Annotated in this window: 16 protein-coding genes; 12 read left to right on the top strand and 4 right to left on the bottom strand. The window is 61.9% G+C overall.

What is annotated here, in order from left to right:
• Positions 1-18: 18 nt before the first annotated feature.
• Positions 19-480 (top strand): SCP2 sterol-binding domain-containing protein, encoded by a 462-nt coding sequence (locus F6S08_RS31420; RefSeq protein ID WP_409999761.1) that lies wholly within the window; start codon positions 19-21, stop codon positions 478-480.
• On the opposite strand, the gene F6S08_RS15405 is transcribed toward F6S08_RS31420, so the two are convergent.
• The 4 genes from F6S08_RS15405 to F6S08_RS15390 form a co-directional block, all read right to left on the bottom strand.
• Positions 380-748: an NAD-dependent epimerase/dehydratase family protein gene (locus F6S08_RS15405; RefSeq protein ID WP_315871834.1), complete on the bottom strand. Its 369-nt coding sequence runs from the start codon at positions 746-748 to the stop codon at positions 380-382. The genes F6S08_RS31420 and F6S08_RS15405 overlap by 101 nt on opposite strands.
• A 54-nt stretch (positions 749-802) precedes the next feature.
• Positions 803-2,338: an amidase gene (locus F6S08_RS15400; RefSeq protein ID WP_315871833.1), complete on the bottom strand. Its 1,536-nt coding sequence runs from the start codon at positions 2,336-2,338 to the stop codon at positions 803-805.
• A 213-nt stretch (positions 2,339-2,551) separates the two neighbouring features.
• Positions 2,552-3,184: an ANTAR domain-containing response regulator gene (locus tag F6S08_RS15395; protein ID WP_065926083.1), complete on the bottom strand. Its 633-nt coding sequence runs from the start codon at positions 3,182-3,184 to the stop codon at positions 2,552-2,554.
• The gene (locus F6S08_RS15390) at positions 3,181-4,329 is read right to left on the bottom strand and encodes a transporter substrate-binding domain-containing protein (protein ID WP_065926082.1); all 1,149 of its coding nucleotides are present in this window, start codon (positions 4,327-4,329) and stop codon (positions 3,181-3,183) included. The genes F6S08_RS15395 and F6S08_RS15390 overlap by 4 nt, the downstream gene beginning before the upstream one ends.
• A 651-nt stretch (positions 4,330-4,980) precedes the next feature.
• Here F6S08_RS15390 and urtA point away from each other — a divergent pair.
• The 11 genes from urtA (at position 4,981) to F6S08_RS15335 (ending at position 14,947) form a co-directional block, all read left to right on the top strand.
• Complete coding sequence (gene urtA, locus F6S08_RS15385) at positions 4,981-6,162, top strand: urea ABC transporter substrate-binding protein (RefSeq protein ID WP_137212777.1); 1,182 nt, start codon at positions 4,981-4,983, stop codon at positions 6,160-6,162.
• A gap of 77 nt (positions 6,163-6,239) precedes the next feature.
• Positions 6,240-7,142, top strand: coding sequence for an urea ABC transporter permease subunit UrtB (urtB, locus tag F6S08_RS15380; RefSeq protein WP_027603389.1), 903 nt, complete (start codon positions 6,240-6,242; stop codon positions 7,140-7,142).
• Between the two features lies 1 nt (position 7,143).
• On the top strand, positions 7,144-8,292 hold the full coding sequence (gene urtC / locus F6S08_RS15375; RefSeq protein WP_027603388.1) for an urea ABC transporter permease subunit UrtC: 1,149 nt from the start codon (positions 7,144-7,146) through the stop codon (positions 8,290-8,292).
• Positions 8,289-9,026: an urea ABC transporter ATP-binding protein UrtD gene (gene urtD / locus F6S08_RS15370; protein ID WP_027603387.1), complete on the top strand. Its 738-nt coding sequence runs from the start codon at positions 8,289-8,291 to the stop codon at positions 9,024-9,026. Before urtC ends, urtD begins: the two co-directional genes overlap by 4 nt.
• Positions 9,027-9,028: 2 nt before the next feature.
• On the top strand, positions 9,029-9,718 hold the full coding sequence (gene urtE, locus F6S08_RS15365) for an urea ABC transporter ATP-binding subunit UrtE (RefSeq protein ID WP_027603386.1): 690 nt from the start codon (positions 9,029-9,031) through the stop codon (positions 9,716-9,718).
• Positions 9,719-9,741: 23 nt separating this feature from the next.
• A complete protein-coding gene (gene ureE, locus F6S08_RS15360) occupies positions 9,742-10,182 on the top strand; it encodes an urease accessory protein UreE (RefSeq protein WP_065947803.1) in 441 nt (146 codons plus the stop codon).
• Positions 10,179-10,934, top strand: coding sequence for an urease accessory protein UreF (locus F6S08_RS15355; RefSeq protein WP_065926079.1), 756 nt, complete (start codon positions 10,179-10,181; stop codon positions 10,932-10,934). Before ureE ends, F6S08_RS15355 begins: the two co-directional genes overlap by 4 nt.
• Positions 10,935-10,980: 46 nt before the next feature.
• Positions 10,981-11,676 carry an urease subunit beta gene (locus F6S08_RS15350; RefSeq protein ID WP_137212780.1) on the top strand — a complete coding sequence of 232 codons (696 nt, stop codon included), beginning with the start codon at positions 10,981-10,983 and terminating at the stop codon, positions 11,674-11,676.
• 3 nt (positions 11,677-11,679) lie between these two features.
• Positions 11,680-13,392, top strand: a complete 1,713-nt coding sequence (gene ureC, locus F6S08_RS15345; protein WP_065947804.1) for an urease subunit alpha — start codon at positions 11,680-11,682, stop codon at positions 13,390-13,392.
• A 26-nt stretch (positions 13,393-13,418) separates the two neighbouring features.
• On the top strand, positions 13,419-14,072 hold the full coding sequence (gene ureG, locus F6S08_RS15340) for an urease accessory protein UreG (protein WP_065926076.1): 654 nt from the start codon (positions 13,419-13,421) through the stop codon (positions 14,070-14,072).
• Positions 14,069-14,947 carry an urease accessory protein UreD gene (locus tag F6S08_RS15335; RefSeq protein ID WP_315871832.1) on the top strand — a complete coding sequence of 293 codons (879 nt, stop codon included), beginning with the start codon at positions 14,069-14,071 and terminating at the stop codon, positions 14,945-14,947. Before ureG ends, F6S08_RS15335 begins: the two co-directional genes overlap by 4 nt.
• The last annotated feature ends 38 nt before the right edge of the window (positions 14,948-14,985 follow it).

Genomic DNA, 14,985 nt, shown 5'->3' with positions numbered 1-14,985 from the left:
TTACGGAGCCAGCACATCATGCTGAAGTTTAAATTTTTGTTGTGGGCGCTGACCAAGCTGTTTCAGCGGGCCATCAAGAAAAACCCCGGCTGCGCAAAATTTGTTAAAGGCAAGTCGTTGGTCTTTCAGATTCGAACAGAGGATGGCGTGGGTCGCTACTTCACCGTTGCGAACGGAAAGATAAAATCCGCCGCAGGTTTCACGCAAAAGCCGGCATTCACGCTGTCGTTTAGAAACACAGAAAGAGGCTTCGCCATTCTGTCGGCTAAAGACAGCAAGGATGAATTCCTGACGGGGTTGCATACAGGCGATCTGAAAATCAGCGGTGATTTTGTCGAGGTGATGTGGTTCCAGGGATTAACAGAATACTTGCAGCCGGCTAAAGACCCCGCGCAGGTCTTTTCACGACGCCTTGCATCGTGCGGCTGCCGGTCATCACGATTCGGGCGCCGGGGTGCAGCCTGGCGTGCAGGGTGTTGACCAAATGGCTCGCCGCCGCCACGTGAACCTGCCACATGGCTTGGCCATCCTGCGGCTGCAACTGCCCCAACGGGGCGGTACGCATGAAACCTGCCGCGTGGACGATGGCATCCACCGTTTCGATGGGCTGCAAGGCTTGATCCAAGGCCTGCAAGTCACTCAGATCGCATTCAGTCCAGTGAAAGCGCGGATGGTCGATACCGGCAGCGCGGCGACTCAGCCCCTGCACACGCCAGCCTTCTGCGAGCAGGCGTTGCGCGCTGGCCATTCCAGGCCCAGTCGCCAGCGAACGTATTCGCCAGCGCCTGGGCAGGCCATCGGTTTACAGCGCCGGGGGTTTAGGGAATACGCCACGGGCGTGTTCGTAGGCCTGGGCAACGCGCAGTGCGAGGGCGTCCTGGAAGCGCGGAGCAACGATCATCATGGCGACCGGCAAGCCGTCCGCAAGCCCCGCCGGGATCGATGTCGCGGGGTGCCCCGTGAGGTCAAACGGCGCGGTATTGGCAAGCATGTCCAGTGCACTGTGCACGTACTCCTCCACGGGTGCGTCCGCGGCGGTCAACGGCGTGGCTACGAAGGGCATGGTGGGCATCACCAACACGTCAAAATCCTTGAATGCCTCGTCGTACTGGCGCGTCAGCTCCGGTACCAGCATCCGCGCCTTGGCGTAGTAGGCGCCATGCAGGTTTTTCAGGCTGTAGTGACCGGTCAACGCAACCGCTCGCACGCTACTGGACAACGCATCGGCGTGTTCGCGGCGTTTTTCGCCGAAGTAACTCATGATGTCCGGGTCGTAATAACCGTCGACGTTCATGCCGTAACCATTGCCCTGCAACATCTGATACGCCGCGCCGTCAGTGGCAATCACGTTCCACAGATCCAACGCCACGCCCGTGTGCCACGGCGCGCTTGCTTCGCCGACGCTGGCGCCCAGGCTTTCAAGCTGGGCAACCGCCGCCTTGACCAGGGCATCCACCTGCGGCTCGGACATTCCCGGGATCGCAAAACCTTCTCGCAGCAAGCCGATTTTCAAGCCGGCCACGCCCTGCTCCAGCGTCGCGAGGCAGTTGACCGCTGGCGGATTTTTCTGCCGGGAATCAAGCCCATCGGCCCCCGCAATGACATCGAGCATCGCTGCCACATCGCGTACGTTATTGGCCATCGGGCCCACATGGTCGATGGTCCGCTCAATCGGAAAAGCGCCGGTGTAAGGCACCAGGCCGTAAGTCGGCTTGTGCCCGACGATGCCGCTCCAGGCCGACGGCATCCGGATCGAACCGCCCTGATCGCCGCCGATGGCCATGTCGACTTGGCCAAGCGCCACCAGCACCGTACTGCCGCTGGACGAACCGCCTGCGTTGCGCGTCAGGTCCCAGGGGTTTTTAACCGGGCCGCTGGCGGAGGTAAAACTTGCCCCGGAAAAACACAAGTCTTCACACACCGACTTGCCCACCACCGTGGCCCCGGCCGCCAGCAAGCGTTTGACCACAGTGGCGTCTTCGGACGGGATATAACCGTCCAGGCTCAATGAGCCGTTAGCCATGGGCACGCCAGCCACCGACACATTGTCCTTGATGACCACCGTCTTGCCGGCCAACGGGCCTTGCGCCGCGCCGACGATTCGGGTTTTCACGTACCAGGCGCCGTGCAGGTTGTCTGCCTCGGCGGCTTTGTTGTATTCGCGTTCAGGCGGTTGCTGCGCGACGTTGGCAGCGTAGAGCGCATCGATGGCTTCGTAGGAATTCAACGTTTCATCGGCCAGGTTGAGGAAGGCCTCCATCTGGCTATCTGTCAGGTGATAACCGTGGTCTTCGGCGGCAATCAGAAAGTCGGTTTTGCTGGGGCGTTTTACGGACATGGTGTTCTCCAAATGACGTTAAGAACCACCCGATCTCGGGCGATCATTGACGCGCGCCACCCGTGCCCACTGCACAGGTTACGGCTCGCTCCGGAGGACTCCATTGTCCACGCCGGTCGCCACGCGGTGATCCATACCTGCCAAGGGAGGCGTATGGCAAACGTCCACGCAGAAGAGGATCAAGCCCTCACAAGCTTGATGCTCAAAGGCTGTTCAGGAACAGGCTTGTCGGAACAACTCATGGGCCTTGACCAGCGCTTCGGCGATTTTTTCCACCGGTTCGCGTTTGGCCATGGCTTGATCTCGCAAGGCGTTGTAGGCATCGGTCTCCGACATGCCCTTGGTTTCGATAAGGATTATTTTCGCCTGCTGCACGGTGCGCATGACCGCCATGCGCCCTTCCAGGCGCTTGACGTGCCGTTCCCGTTCGCGGGCCTTGCGTGACTGACTCAGGGTGATCGCCAAAGCGGTCAGCAAACCGAACGACTTCACGGGCGAAGGGATGACAGCGCAAGCGTTCAGTTGCACCAATGCCTCGACGATGATCGGGTTCTCATAGGCAATCACCGGAATGATCGGCGGCGTGCTGGCGTGCAGCAGCCATGGCGTGTTGGTCGACAGGCTTTCCGGCGACACCGCCAATACGATCACGTCCGCCTCGGCGCTCAAGCGCTCCGGAATCGGCCATTGCACACGCACCTGACAACCGATGCGCTGCAACTGCTCGATCAGGTTGCGTCCATCCTCGTCATCCGGGTGGATCACCAATACGCTGACATCGCGCAGGTCCTTGATGCCTGTCGCGCTGTCGTTGCGCAGGCGTTTCTTGGCGGCGCGCAAGGTCATGGACGTCTCCCCACCGAGCCGGACCATTCATTGAAATTGGGTGCAATGGCATAAGGGTCAGGCTTGAGTGCACTCTGGCTTTCGTAAAGGATGTCGAATTGGCCCTCGACGTTGGCCCGGCCAATCCGCGAAAACAGGTACGTGTGGTGATTGTTGGCATCGACCCGAATGCGTCCTTGTGGCGCTTCGAATTCCAGCCCGCGCATGGCCTGCAGCACATCCTCCACTTGCGTGCTGCCAGCTCGAATGATCGCCTTGGCCAGCAAGTGCACCTGAAAGTACGCCGCCTCCCAGCAACGGTCAGTGACCTGGTGTTGACCAAACAACTCGCGGTATTGGGCGATGCATTGGCGGTTGGTCGGCGTGTCCACCGACTGAAAATACGTAGCCGCCGAGATATGCCCAGTGCCCAGGTGAACCCCCATTTGCTGGATGTCGGTTTCGCTGGTCGTCAGGCTGGCAATCGGCATCACCGAGGGGTCAAAGCCTGCGTCGGCGTAGGCCTGGTACAAATGCCCCATGGTTTCGCCGACGACCGTCGAGAAAATAAACGAGGGCTTGAGCTCCCTGGCCTTGACCATCAGTTTGGCAAAATCTTCCGGACGTGCGTTTTTCAGCGGCAGGTAATACTCGCCCAGCTTGGTACCGCCACGCTCGTACAACAGGTCGCTCATCAAGCGATTGGTTTCGTACGGGTAGACGTACTCGGAACCGATCATCAACACGCGATTGCCGAAGTTGTCGAGCATGTAATTGCCCAGGGGCAAGGCATTGTGATTCGGTGTGGCGCCGGTGTAGATAATGTTGCGCGAATACTCGAAACCTTCGTAATACACCGGGTACAGCAACAGGGCGTCGTAGCGCTCGACAATCGGCAGTGCCGCCTTGCGTGCAGCCGAGGTGTAGCAACCAAAGAAAAACCGCAGGTGTTCTTCGCGGATCAGCGATTCGATATGCATGGCGTACAGCGCAGGCGTTGAATCGGGGTTGCGGGTGATCAACTGCAGCGGGCGACCACCGACCCCGCCTGCCGCATTGATCTGCGCAATTGCAAACTGCGCGCCGCGCATCGTCGAGCCCTCGGCAGCCGCCGTGACACCGGTATCGGAAAACAGACCGCCTATGCGGATCGACTGGTCAACCATGCCTATCAACCTTGTTCAACGTGAGAAAAGACACCCGCTCGTGGATTGGGGGTCTGGAGGCCTGTGCAAATAATGATTGAGCGAGACGCCGTATAACAAAATGGCTGCTCTCAGGCGGGTTGTGCCTGGGGCTGGCGCGACAACACTGTCAGGGCCAGTCATGCGAGGGGCCTTCCACACCTGCCGAGAATGGGCGTGTGACAAGGGACCCTGCGAGGGTGTTGCCTGTCGCTCATGCAGATAGTGGGCCACACGCAATGGGCGAGCTGCACCCGCGGCGCCGGCCGGTTTCAATCCTTGCCGTGGAGCCCATCCATGCCGCCCACACGCTCACGGTATTGGTGCATTCAGGGTGCATTCGCGCCAAAGCAGCGCAGGCCAGTGACACGCGACAATAGATGCGGGCGTCACTCGCACGCCCCTTCGACTGCCCGGAAAACGCCCTGGTCGCAATTGGCACTGCCCTTGCTATAACTCTCCAGAGACATCGCGCCAGCTGTTTGCCCTACGCCCCCTTGGCAAGTAGGGAAGCACCTCGCGTACGACTGGATCGGACACAGCTGTCCCGCCAGATTCGGCACAAGAAGCCTGATTTCCCGACTATTGATTTAGCCGGGATGTCGGGCTTTTTTTATTCCTGGAGAGAAGTGAATGCACAACGACAAACGCCGTTTGATCAAGCATGCCCTGTTGCTGGGCGCCTTCAGCCTGTTGCCGTTTTCCCTGGTCAGCCAGGTGCAGGCAGCCGAGACCGTGAAGGTCGGCATCATCCACTCGCTGACCGGCACCATGGCCATCAGTGAGGCCTCGGTGGTGGATGCGGAAAAACTCGCCATCGACGAAATCAACGCCAGCGGTGGCGTGCTCGGCAAGACCATCGAACCGATCGTCGAGGACGGTGCCAGCGATTGGCCGACCTTCGCCGAGAAGGCGCGCAAGCTGTTGGAAAACGATCACGTTGTAGCTACGTTCGGCGCCTTCACCTCGGCGTCGCGTAAAGCGGTGTTGCCAGTGTTCGAACGCAACAAGGCGTTGCTGTATTACCCGACGTTCTATGAAGGCCTGGAAAAATCCCCGGCCATCATCTACACCGGCGCCGAAGCGTCGCAGCAAACCCTGGCAGCCGTCAGCTGGTTGATGGCCAACAAAGGCAAGACCGTCTACCTCGTGGGCTCGGACTACATCTGGCCGCGCACCACCAACAAGCTGGCACGGGCGTCGGTGACCAAGCAGGGCGGATCCATCGTCGGTGAGGATTACCTGCCCCTGGGCAACATCGAGTTCTCCTCGGTGATCAACAAAATCAAGGCCGCCAAGCCCGACATCGTACTGTCCACCATCGTCGGTGGCTCAAACGTGGCGTTCTACAAACAGCTCAAGGCCGCCGGCATCGACAGCAGCAACCAGACGCTGATGGCGCTGGCCGTCACCGAAGAAGAAGTCACCGGCATCGGCGCCGAAAACCTCACCGGCTTTCTCACCTGCATGAGCTACTTCCAGAGCCTGAAAAACCCGGTCAACGAGAAATTCGTCGCCGCCTTCAAGGCCCGCTATGGCGACAAACGCGTAGTCGGCGACCCGATGGCGGCCGCGTACACCGCCGTGTACCTGTGGAAGAAAGCCGTGGAAAAAGCCGGCAGTTTCGACGTCCCGGCCGTGATCGCCGCGTCCTCGGAGCTGACCCTCGACGCGCCTGAAGGCGAGGTCAAGGTCCACAAGGACAACCACCACCTGTGGAAGCGTGCGCGCATCGGCGCCCTCAACGCCCAGGGCCAGGTTGACGTGATCTACGAGTCCGCGCCCATCGAGCCTAACCCTTTCCCGAAACTGTGATGCAGGGTCGGGCGCGATCTGACTCGCGCCCTCTCCCGCCCACGGTCCGCCAACGTGCAGCGACAGGTAGCGACGCAATGACTTTCGATATTTTGGTGATGCAGGTCTTCAGCGGGTTTTCGCTGTTCTCGGTGTTGGTGCTGATGGCCCTGGGGCTGACCATCGTGTTCGGCCTGATGGGCGTAATCAACATGGCCCACGGCGAGTTGATGGCGATGGGGTCGTACATGACCTACGTCACGTCCGTGGTGTTTGCGCGCTACTTTCCCGACTACATGGGCTGGTATTTCGTGATCGGCATCGGCGTGGCCTTCGTCGTGACCTTCGCGTTCGGTTTCCTGCTCGAACGCTGCTTTATTCGCTTCATGTACAACCGCCCGCTCGACACGCTTCTGGCGACCTGGGGCCTGTCGCTGGTGCTGCAGCAGGTGTTCCGCCAGGTCTTCGGGCCCAAGGAAGTCAGCGTGCCCACGGTGCAATGGCTGCAAGGCGCGTGGAAGATCAGCGAAGGCCTGGAACTGCCGCTCAATCGGATTTTCATCATCGGCCTGACACTGGTGATCGCCGGCGCCGTGTTTCTGTTTTTGTACCGCAGCCGCTGGGGGCTGCGCATTCGCGCGGTGACCCAGAACCGCGCCATGGCGGGGGCAGCCGGCATTAACACCGCCCGTGTCGATGCGGTCACGTTTGCCCTGGGCTGCGGGCTGGCAGGGATCGCCGGCAGCTCGTTCACCATGCTGGCCTCGACCGGCCCGGTCAGCGGCCAGCAGTACCTGGTCGACACCTTCATCGTCGTGGTGTTTGGCGGGGTGGAGAGTTTGCTGGGCACCTTCCTGTCGGCCTTCGCCATCGGCCAGACGCAGATTTCGCTGGAATACCTCACCACCGGGTCCATGGCCAAAGCCATCACGCTGCTGGTGGTGATCGTGCTGCTGTTCTTCCGCCCCAACGGCTTGTTCGCCGCGAAAGTGAGACGCTGAGATGAACGATATGACTGAGACGCCCCTCACCCGCCCCAGCACCTCGACGCCGACCACGCGCCGGCTGCGCACCGGGTTGCTGCCGTTGCTCGAGCGCCACAGCCTGGTCTGGCTGTCGCTGCTGTTGCTGGTGATATTGCCCCTGAGCCTGGGCGACTTTCGTCTGGGCCTGGCCGGCAAATACCTGAGCCTGGCGTTCTGCGCCGTGGGCATGGTGATGATCTGGGGCTACGGCGGGATACTCAGCCTGGGCCAGGGCATCTTCTTTGGCCTTGGCAGCTACATGATGGCGATGTACCTGAAACTTGAAGCCACCGCCAACGACGAAGCGGCGAGCGCGCTCGCCGCCTTCTACGGCTCGGCGTTGCCGGACTTCATGATCTGGAACAGCGTCGACGCGCTGCCCTGGTGGTGGAAGCCTTTCGAGTCGGCGACATTCACCTTTGCGGCGATCCTCGTCCTCCCGGCATTGCTCGCGTTTGTGTTCAGCTACGCGTATTTCAAGAAGCGCGTGGGCGGCGTGTACTTCTCGATCATCACCCTGTCGTTGGCGGCGATCATGTCGATCATGATCATCGGCCAGCAAGGCTACACCGGCGGCGTCAACGGCCTGACCGACTTCAAGACCGCCTTTGGCCTGAGCCTGCAAACGCCTCAAACGCCCTGGATTCTGTACCTGATCACCACCCTGTTACTGCTGGGCTGCGTGGCGTTGTGCGGGTTCATCCTGCGCAGCCGGCTGGGCAAAGTGGTGGTGGCGATCCGTGACCGTGAGGACCGCGTACGGTTTTCCGGCTACAACACGGCGCTGTTCAAAGCGTTCATCTTTGCCGTCGCAGCACTGATCTCGGCGCTCGGCGGGGTGATGTTCACCCTGCAGGTCGGCCTCGCGTCGCCGTCGCTGGTGGGCATCATTCCTTCGACCGAAATCGTGATTTACGCAGCCCTTGGCGGGCGTCTGTCGCTGGTCGGTGCGGTGTACGGCACGCTGTTGATCGGCGTGGCCAAAACCTACCTGTCGGAAAACTTCGTCAACTTCTGGCAGTACTTCATCGGTTTCCTGTTCATGGGCGTGGTGCTGTTCTTGCCGACCGGGCTGGCCGGTTTGCTGCAACGCCTTGGCCACAACAAACAGGAGGTGCAGTCATGAGTGGCCTGTTGCTGAGTGTCGAAGACCTCACGGTGTCGTTCGACGGTTTCAAGGCAGTGGACAGCCTTAATTTCTATGTCGAAGAAAATCAGGTGCACGTGGTGATCGGGCCTAACGGCGCGGGCAAGACCACCCTGCTTGACATGATCTGCGGCAAAACCCGCCCGAGTGCCGGCAGCATTCGTTTCAAGGACCTGCAACTGGCCAACATGATCGAATACCAGATCACCCGCGCGGGCGTTGGGCGCAAGTTCCAGAACCCTTCGGTGTATGAAGACCTCACCGTGCGCGAGAACCTCGACATCTCATCGCCCGGCAAACGCGGCATTTTCAACTGCCTGTTCGCCCGCAAGGACCCGGCCCTGCAAGCAGAGATCGAGCAGACCGCCGAGATGATTTTCCTGCAGGACCAGCTGGGGCGCAAAGCCGGGCTGTTGTCCCACGGGCAAAAGCAGTGGCTGGAGATCGGCATGCTGCTGATGCAGCGCCCGGAACTGTTACTGCTGGACGAGCCGGTGGCCGGCATGAGTGCAGGCGAGCGGGAAAAGACCGCAGGCCTGCTCAAGCGCATCGCCAAGGGCCGCGCCATGGTGATCATCGAGCACGACATGGAGTTCGTGAAGTCAGTGGCTGACAAAGTCACCGTCCTGCACCAGGGCAAAACCCTGGCCTACGGCTCGATGGATCAGGTGCAAAACGATCCTCGCGTCATCGACGTCTACCTGGGGCACTGAGCATGCTGACCGTCAATAACCTGAACGTGTATTACGGCGACAGCCATGTGCTGCGCAATCTCGACCTGACCCTCGCACCGGCCGAGTCCCTGGCGATCATGGGTCGCAACGGCATGGGCAAGACCACCCTGCTCAGAAGCCTGGTGGGCATGCTGCCGGCGCGCAGCGGCAGCATCACGCTGGCGGGCCGGGAACTCACCGCCAGCAAGAGCTATGAGCGGGTCGCCGCCGGGGTGGGCTTCGTGCCGCAGGGGCGGATGATTTTTCCGTACCTGACGGTGGAGGAAAATATCCTGACGGGCATGCAGGGCGCCCCTGCCGCACCGATTCCCGACTACATCTACGAGTACTTCCCGGTGCTGTTCGAGATGCGTCGACGCAAGGGCGGCAACCTCTCCGGCGGCCAGCAACAACAGCTGGCGATTGCCCGCGCGCTGGTCTCCAACCCCAAAGTGTTGATCCTGGATGAGCCGACCGAGGGCATTCAGCCGTCGATCATCAAGGACATCGCCCGGGCCCTGAACCTGCTGAAAAAAGAACGGGGATTTTCGCTGATCGTCTCCGAACAGGTGCTGTCGTTTGCGATGGCGGTGGCCGACCGTTACCTGATCATCGAGAAAGGCGAGTTCGTGCACAGCGAGGTCCGCGAAACCGTCGACCGCGAGCGCATCCTGCGCTACCTGACCATCTGAAACCGGACCTGGGAGCACACACCATGTTGATCCTCGACCGCATTCTGGGCCAGGCCAGCGACCCTGCCCTCGCCGACCGCTTGCATGACCTCAGCCACGCAGGCCTGGTCGAAACCCTCAGCCTGTCGGCCAGCGACATTCAGCGTCATCGCCTGCGCCTGGCCAGTGATCGCGGCACCGACTGTGCGATTCGGCTGGAGCGCCATCAGCAGCTGCGTAACGGCTCGGTGCTGATGCTCGACGGTCAGCGCGCCATCGTCGTGCACATGCAGGACGTGCACTTTCTCGACCTGCAACCGCGGGACGCTGCCGCCGCGCTGGAGCTGGGGTATTTCGCCGGCAACATGCACTGGGCCGTGCGCTTTGCAGGCACTGCGTTACGGATCCCGCTGAATGGCCCGGAGGCCGACTACCTCGAGCGTCTGGCGCCGCTGCTCGCGGACGGCCGGGTGCTGCGCCTATGAACGCCGCACCGGCCGAGTTGCGCAGCAGCCTGTTGGCACTGCAACAGGCCGACAGTTTTTTCCCTGGTGGTGCGGTTGCCTGGTCATGGGGCCTGGAAACGCTGGTGGCCGATGCGCGCCTGGGGCAGAACGCCGCGATGACCGACCCCGTCCCTGTCAGGCGCCGTCAGCGCGGCCTGCAGAATGATCGCAGCGTTCAGGTGCGGGCCTTCGTCGAAGGTCAATTGCGCCATCGCTGGAACAGTTTTGACCGGGTGTTTTTATGCGCCGCCTGGCATGCAGCGGCTGACCTCGCCACCCTGATGGACCTGGACAGTCACATCGAGGCCCTGACCCTGGCCGAGGAACTGCGCCAAGGCTCACGTCGCGTCGGCCAATCGTTGCTGGGCGTGCATGTCGCGCTCGGTACCCCCGGCGCTGCCGCTTACCAGCAACACGTGCTCGCCCGGGCAACGCCGGGGCATTTGCCGGTGTTGCAAGGGCTGCTGTGGCAACAACTCGGCATGCAACTCGAGCACTGCCAACTCGCCGCCGCCCATGGGCTGTGCACCGGATTGGTCAGTGCCGCTGTGCGCCTGGGCGTAATGGGGCATGTGGATGCGCAGCGGGTGCTCACCGACATCCAGCCCTTGCTGCTGCAACTGCTGGCTCAGGCGCCGCTCGCCCTCGACGACGCCAGCGGCTTCACACCCATGGCCGAGATCGCCGTGATGCGGCACGAAACCCAGGACCTCCGTCTTTTCGCCAATTAGAGGTGGCGGGCACGAAAACGCCTGCTGCCGACACAGGAGCTTGAACATGCTGCTGACGCCCACCGAACTTGAGCGGCTGACGCTATACACCGCCGCCGAACTTGCGCGCAAACGCCGCACCAAAGGGCTGCGCCTGAACTTTCCGGAAGCCTCGGCGCTGATTGCCGATGAGATACTGGAAGGCGCCCGTGAGGGTCGCAGCGTGGCCGAGCTGATCGGTTTCGGCTCGACACTCCTCAACACTGACGACGTAATGCCCGGCGTGGCCGATCTGCTGCCGGTGCTGCAGGTGGAAGGTACGTTCCCCGATGGCACCAAACTGGTCACCGTGCATCAGCCGATTCGACCCGGGCAGTTGCCGTTGGCCGTCATGCCGACGCCTGGCGAGATCATCTCGCCCGAGGGCGATATACAACTCAACAGCGGTCGCCCCACGACCACCGTACGGGCCATCAATACCGGCGACCGGCCGGTGCAAATCGGCAGTCACTACCACTTTTTCGAAGTCAACAAGGCGCTGGATTTCCCGCGCGCCGCCGCCTTCGGCATGCACCTGGACATTCCCGCGGGCACTGCCGTGCGTTTTGAGCCGGGGGAGCTGCGCGAAGTGCAGCTGGTGCAATTCGGCGGCACGGGGGACATCCACGGTTTCAGCGGTTTGACCAATGGCAACCTGCACGATCCGGCCTGCAAAGCCATCGCGCTTGATCGAGCCCGCGCACAACAGTTCAAGGGGGCGTGACCCATGGCAACAATGACGCGCAAGGAATACGCCGCGATGTACGGCCCCACCACCGGCGACGCGGTGCGCCTGGGGGATACGTCGCTGCTGGCCGAGGTGGAATTCGACTACGCGGTGCCCGGCGATGAATGCCTGCACGGCGGCGGCAAGACCCTGCGCGACGGCATGGGCCTGATGCCGGGGCATGACAGCGCAGACGGCGCGCTGGACATGCTGATCTGCAACGCGCTGATCATCGACCCGGTGATCGGCATCGTCAAAGGCGACATCGGCATCAAGGACGGCAAGATCGTGGCCATCGGCAAGGCCGGCAATCCGCAGGTCATGGACGGTGTCCATCCGCAATTGATCTGCGGCGTCGCAACCACCGTGCGCGACGCAGAAGGCCTGATCGTCACGCCGGGCGGGATCGACGTGCACGTGCATTTCGACTCGGCGCAACTGTGCGATCACGCGCTGGCGGCGGGCCTGACGACGCTGATCGGCGGCTCGCTCGGGCCGATTACCGTGGGGATCGACTGCGGCGGCGAATGGAACGTCGGCAAGATGCTGCAGGCCTCTGAAGCCTGGCCAATCAATTTCGGCTTTCTCGGCAGGGGCAATTCCAGCAAGCCGGAATCGCTGCTCGGCCAACTGCGCGGTGGCTGCCTGGGATTGAAGATACACGAGGACTGGGGCGCGATGCCCGCCGTGATCGATACCTGCCTCAAGGTGGCCGATGAATACGACTTCCAGGTGCAGTTGCACACCGACACCCTGAATGAATCGGGTTTTCTCGAAGACACCCTGGCCGCCATCGGCGACCGCACAATCCACATGTACCACACCGAAGGCGCAGGCGGCGGCCACGCCCCGGACATCATCAGCGTGGCGGGAAAATCCAATTGCATCCCCTCCTCGACCAACCCGACCAACCCGTACACCGTCAACACCTTCGACGAGCACCTGGACATGATCATGGTCTGCCATCACCTCAATCCGGACGTGCCGGAAGACGTGGCGTTCGCCGAATCCAGAGTGCGTCCGCAGACCATCGCCGCCGAAGACATCCTGCACGACACCGGGGCGATTTCGATCCTGGGTTCCGACAGCCAGGGCATGGGGCGCATCAACGAGGTGATCTGCCGCACCTGGCAGCTGGCCTCGAAGATGAAAGACCAACGCGGCCGTCTACCGGAAGAAAAAACCGGATTGGGCGACAACGAACGCATCAAGCGTTACATCGCCAAGTATACGATCAACGCTGCGCGGGTGTTCGGCATCGACAGTTACATCGGCTCGCTGGAGCCGGGCAAGCTCGCTGACCTGGTGCTGTGGCGGCCGGCCTTTTTTGGCGTCAAGCCGGAGCTGGTGGTCAAGGGCGGGTTTATCGTGCACGGCGTGATGGGCGACTCGGCAGCCTCGCTGTACACCTGCGAGCCGCTGATCATGCGCCCGCAATGGGGGGCCTTTGGTGAGGCCAAACAGGCACTGTCGGTGAATTTCGTCAATCGCCTTGCGGTGGAGGCCGATACCGCTGAGAAACTGGGCCTGAAAAAAGCCCTGTTGCCGGCCTTCGGCACCCGCACGCTGCGCAAGTCCGACATGTTGCACAACGACGCCTGCCCGGACATTCGCGTCGACCCCCAGACCTTCGATGTGTACGCCGACGGTGAGCGCCTGACCTGCGAGCCGGTCAGCGAAGTGCCCCTGGCCCAGCGCTACATGCTGCGCTGATAACAGCCAATAAAAGGAACCTGCTAATGAGCACTGCATTCAACGCCGCACCGCAGCAGCAACCCCACCCCGGCGCCGCGCGCGTCGGGATCGGCGGCCCGGTCGGCTCGGGCAAGACTCGCCTGCTGGAGCAACTGATTCCGCGCTTCATCGCGCGCGGCACCGAGCTGGCCATCATCACCAACGACCTGGCGACCCGCGAGGACGCCGAACGCGTGCAGCGCAGCGGCCTGATCGACCCACAACGGGTGCTCGCGGTGGAAACCGGCGCCTGCCCGCACACGGCGATCCGCGAAGACCCGACGCTGAACCTGCAAATGGCCGACGAGCTGGAAGCGCGATTCGAGAACCTGGACCTGATCCTGATTGAGTCCGGCGGCGATAACCTGGCCTCGACCTTCTCGTTGGATCTGGTGGATTACTGGATCTTTGTCATTGATGTCGCCGGCGGCGATGACATCCCGCGCAAACGAGGGCCCGGCGTGTTGAGCTGTGATCTGCTGGTGGTCAACAAATATGATCTGGCGCCCTATGTGGGCGTGGATCTGCCACGCATGCGTCGCGAGTCAGCCGAAGCCCGCAACGGCCGGCCCGTGCTGTTCACCAACTGCGCGACGGGTGACGGGGTCGACGCGGTCGTCGACGCCATCAGCCGCGCCGTGTTGTTTGACCGACCATGAACGCGCCGCAGGAACTGTTTCACCCGTTGATTGCACCGCCCAAGGCATCCTCGCAGGTGCAGGCCCGGATTGCCTTCAGCAAAGCGCCGTCCGGCGCCAGTTATATCAGCGAACAGCGCGTGGGCTATCCCTTTCATCTGGGCCGCACCCTGAAGCTGCCCGACGACCCGAAAGGCATGGCCGCCGTGTATGTGCAGTCTTGCTCGGGCGGGATTTTCGCAGGCCAGGATTTGCGGATGCACCTGCATGCCGGGCCGGACACTCAAGTGCATGTCAGCACTGGCGCGGCGACGGTAGCCCACAGTATGCTCGAGCAATCGGCACGGCAGACCGTCAGCCTCACCGCCGAACACGGAGCGCTACTGGAGTACCTGCCTATGGCGACGATCCTGTTTCCCCAGGCAAAACTGCACAGCCAGGTAAGGGTGAATCTGCACCCGGGCGCCAGGGTGATGCTGTGCGACGCGTTTTGCCTGCACACCCCCCAGGACAGTGCCGGCCTCTTCGATGTCTACCGCGCCGACCTGGAAGTGCGCTGCCCGGCAGGCCGCTTGCTGGCCGGCGATCGCCTGGCGCTGAACGGGCAAGACCTGCTGCGGCAATTACCGGGCGTCAGTGGTGCCTTCCAGACCCTGGCGACATTCATGCTCGTGGGTCAGGGCTTGCCTGTCGAAGCACTGAAAACCGCATTGCGCAATGCCCTGCCCACTCACCCCGGCAGCTATCTGGGTGTCAGCGCATTGCCCAACGATTGCGGGGTTTCATTACGCATCATGACCCTTGATGCCGTGTCACTGCGCAACAGCCTTCACATAGCCTGGGCGTGTGTACGTGAGCATCTGACCGGTGTGGCACCGCGTATGCGCCGCAAATGAGGAGTGACGATTACAATCCACGCCGGCTGACTGCGTTC

Origin of the sequence: Pseudomonas sp. JV449 (assembly GCF_032424295.1) — a bacterium.
Classification (GTDB): Bacteria; Pseudomonadota; Gammaproteobacteria; order Pseudomonadales; family Pseudomonadaceae; genus Aquipseudomonas; species Aquipseudomonas marginalis.
Note: the sequence above shows the minus strand (reverse complement) of the source record. Positions and strands in the feature narration are given on the sequence as shown.

Bases quoted from the DNA above. Each gene is read 5' to 3' on its own strand.
- F6S08_RS31420 (WP_409999761.1), top strand. From the start codon at position 19: ATGCTGAAGTTTAAATTTTTGTTGTGGGCGCTGACCAAGCTGTTTCAG.
- F6S08_RS15405 (WP_315871834.1), bottom strand. From the start codon at position 748: ATGGCCAGCGCGCAACGCCTGCTCGCAGAAGGCTGGCGTGTGCAGGGG.
- F6S08_RS15400 (WP_315871833.1), bottom strand. From the start codon at position 2,338: ATGTCCGTAAAACGCCCCAGCAAAACCGACTTTCTGATTGCCGCCGAA.
- F6S08_RS15395 (WP_065926083.1), bottom strand. From the start codon at position 3,184: ATGACCTTGCGCGCCGCCAAGAAACGCCTGCGCAACGACAGCGCGACA.
- F6S08_RS15390 (WP_065926082.1), bottom strand. From the start codon at position 4,329: ATGGTTGACCAGTCGATCCGCATAGGCGGTCTGTTTTCCGATACCGGT.
- urtA (WP_137212777.1), top strand. From the start codon at position 4,981: ATGCACAACGACAAACGCCGTTTGATCAAGCATGCCCTGTTGCTGGGC.
- urtB (WP_027603389.1), top strand. From the start codon at position 6,240: ATGACTTTCGATATTTTGGTGATGCAGGTCTTCAGCGGGTTTTCGCTG.
- urtC (WP_027603388.1), top strand. From the start codon at position 7,144: ATGAACGATATGACTGAGACGCCCCTCACCCGCCCCAGCACCTCGACG.
- urtD (WP_027603387.1), top strand. From the start codon at position 8,289: ATGAGTGGCCTGTTGCTGAGTGTCGAAGACCTCACGGTGTCGTTCGAC.
- urtE (WP_027603386.1), top strand. From the start codon at position 9,029: ATGCTGACCGTCAATAACCTGAACGTGTATTACGGCGACAGCCATGTG.
- ureE (WP_065947803.1), top strand. From the start codon at position 9,742: ATGTTGATCCTCGACCGCATTCTGGGCCAGGCCAGCGACCCTGCCCTC.
- F6S08_RS15355 (WP_065926079.1), top strand. From the start codon at position 10,179: ATGAACGCCGCACCGGCCGAGTTGCGCAGCAGCCTGTTGGCACTGCAA.
- F6S08_RS15350 (WP_137212780.1), top strand. From the start codon at position 10,981: ATGCTGCTGACGCCCACCGAACTTGAGCGGCTGACGCTATACACCGCC.
- ureC (WP_065947804.1), top strand. From the start codon at position 11,680: ATGGCAACAATGACGCGCAAGGAATACGCCGCGATGTACGGCCCCACC.
- ureG (WP_065926076.1), top strand. From the start codon at position 13,419: ATGAGCACTGCATTCAACGCCGCACCGCAGCAGCAACCCCACCCCGGC.
- F6S08_RS15335 (WP_315871832.1), top strand. From the start codon at position 14,069: ATGAACGCGCCGCAGGAACTGTTTCACCCGTTGATTGCACCGCCCAAG.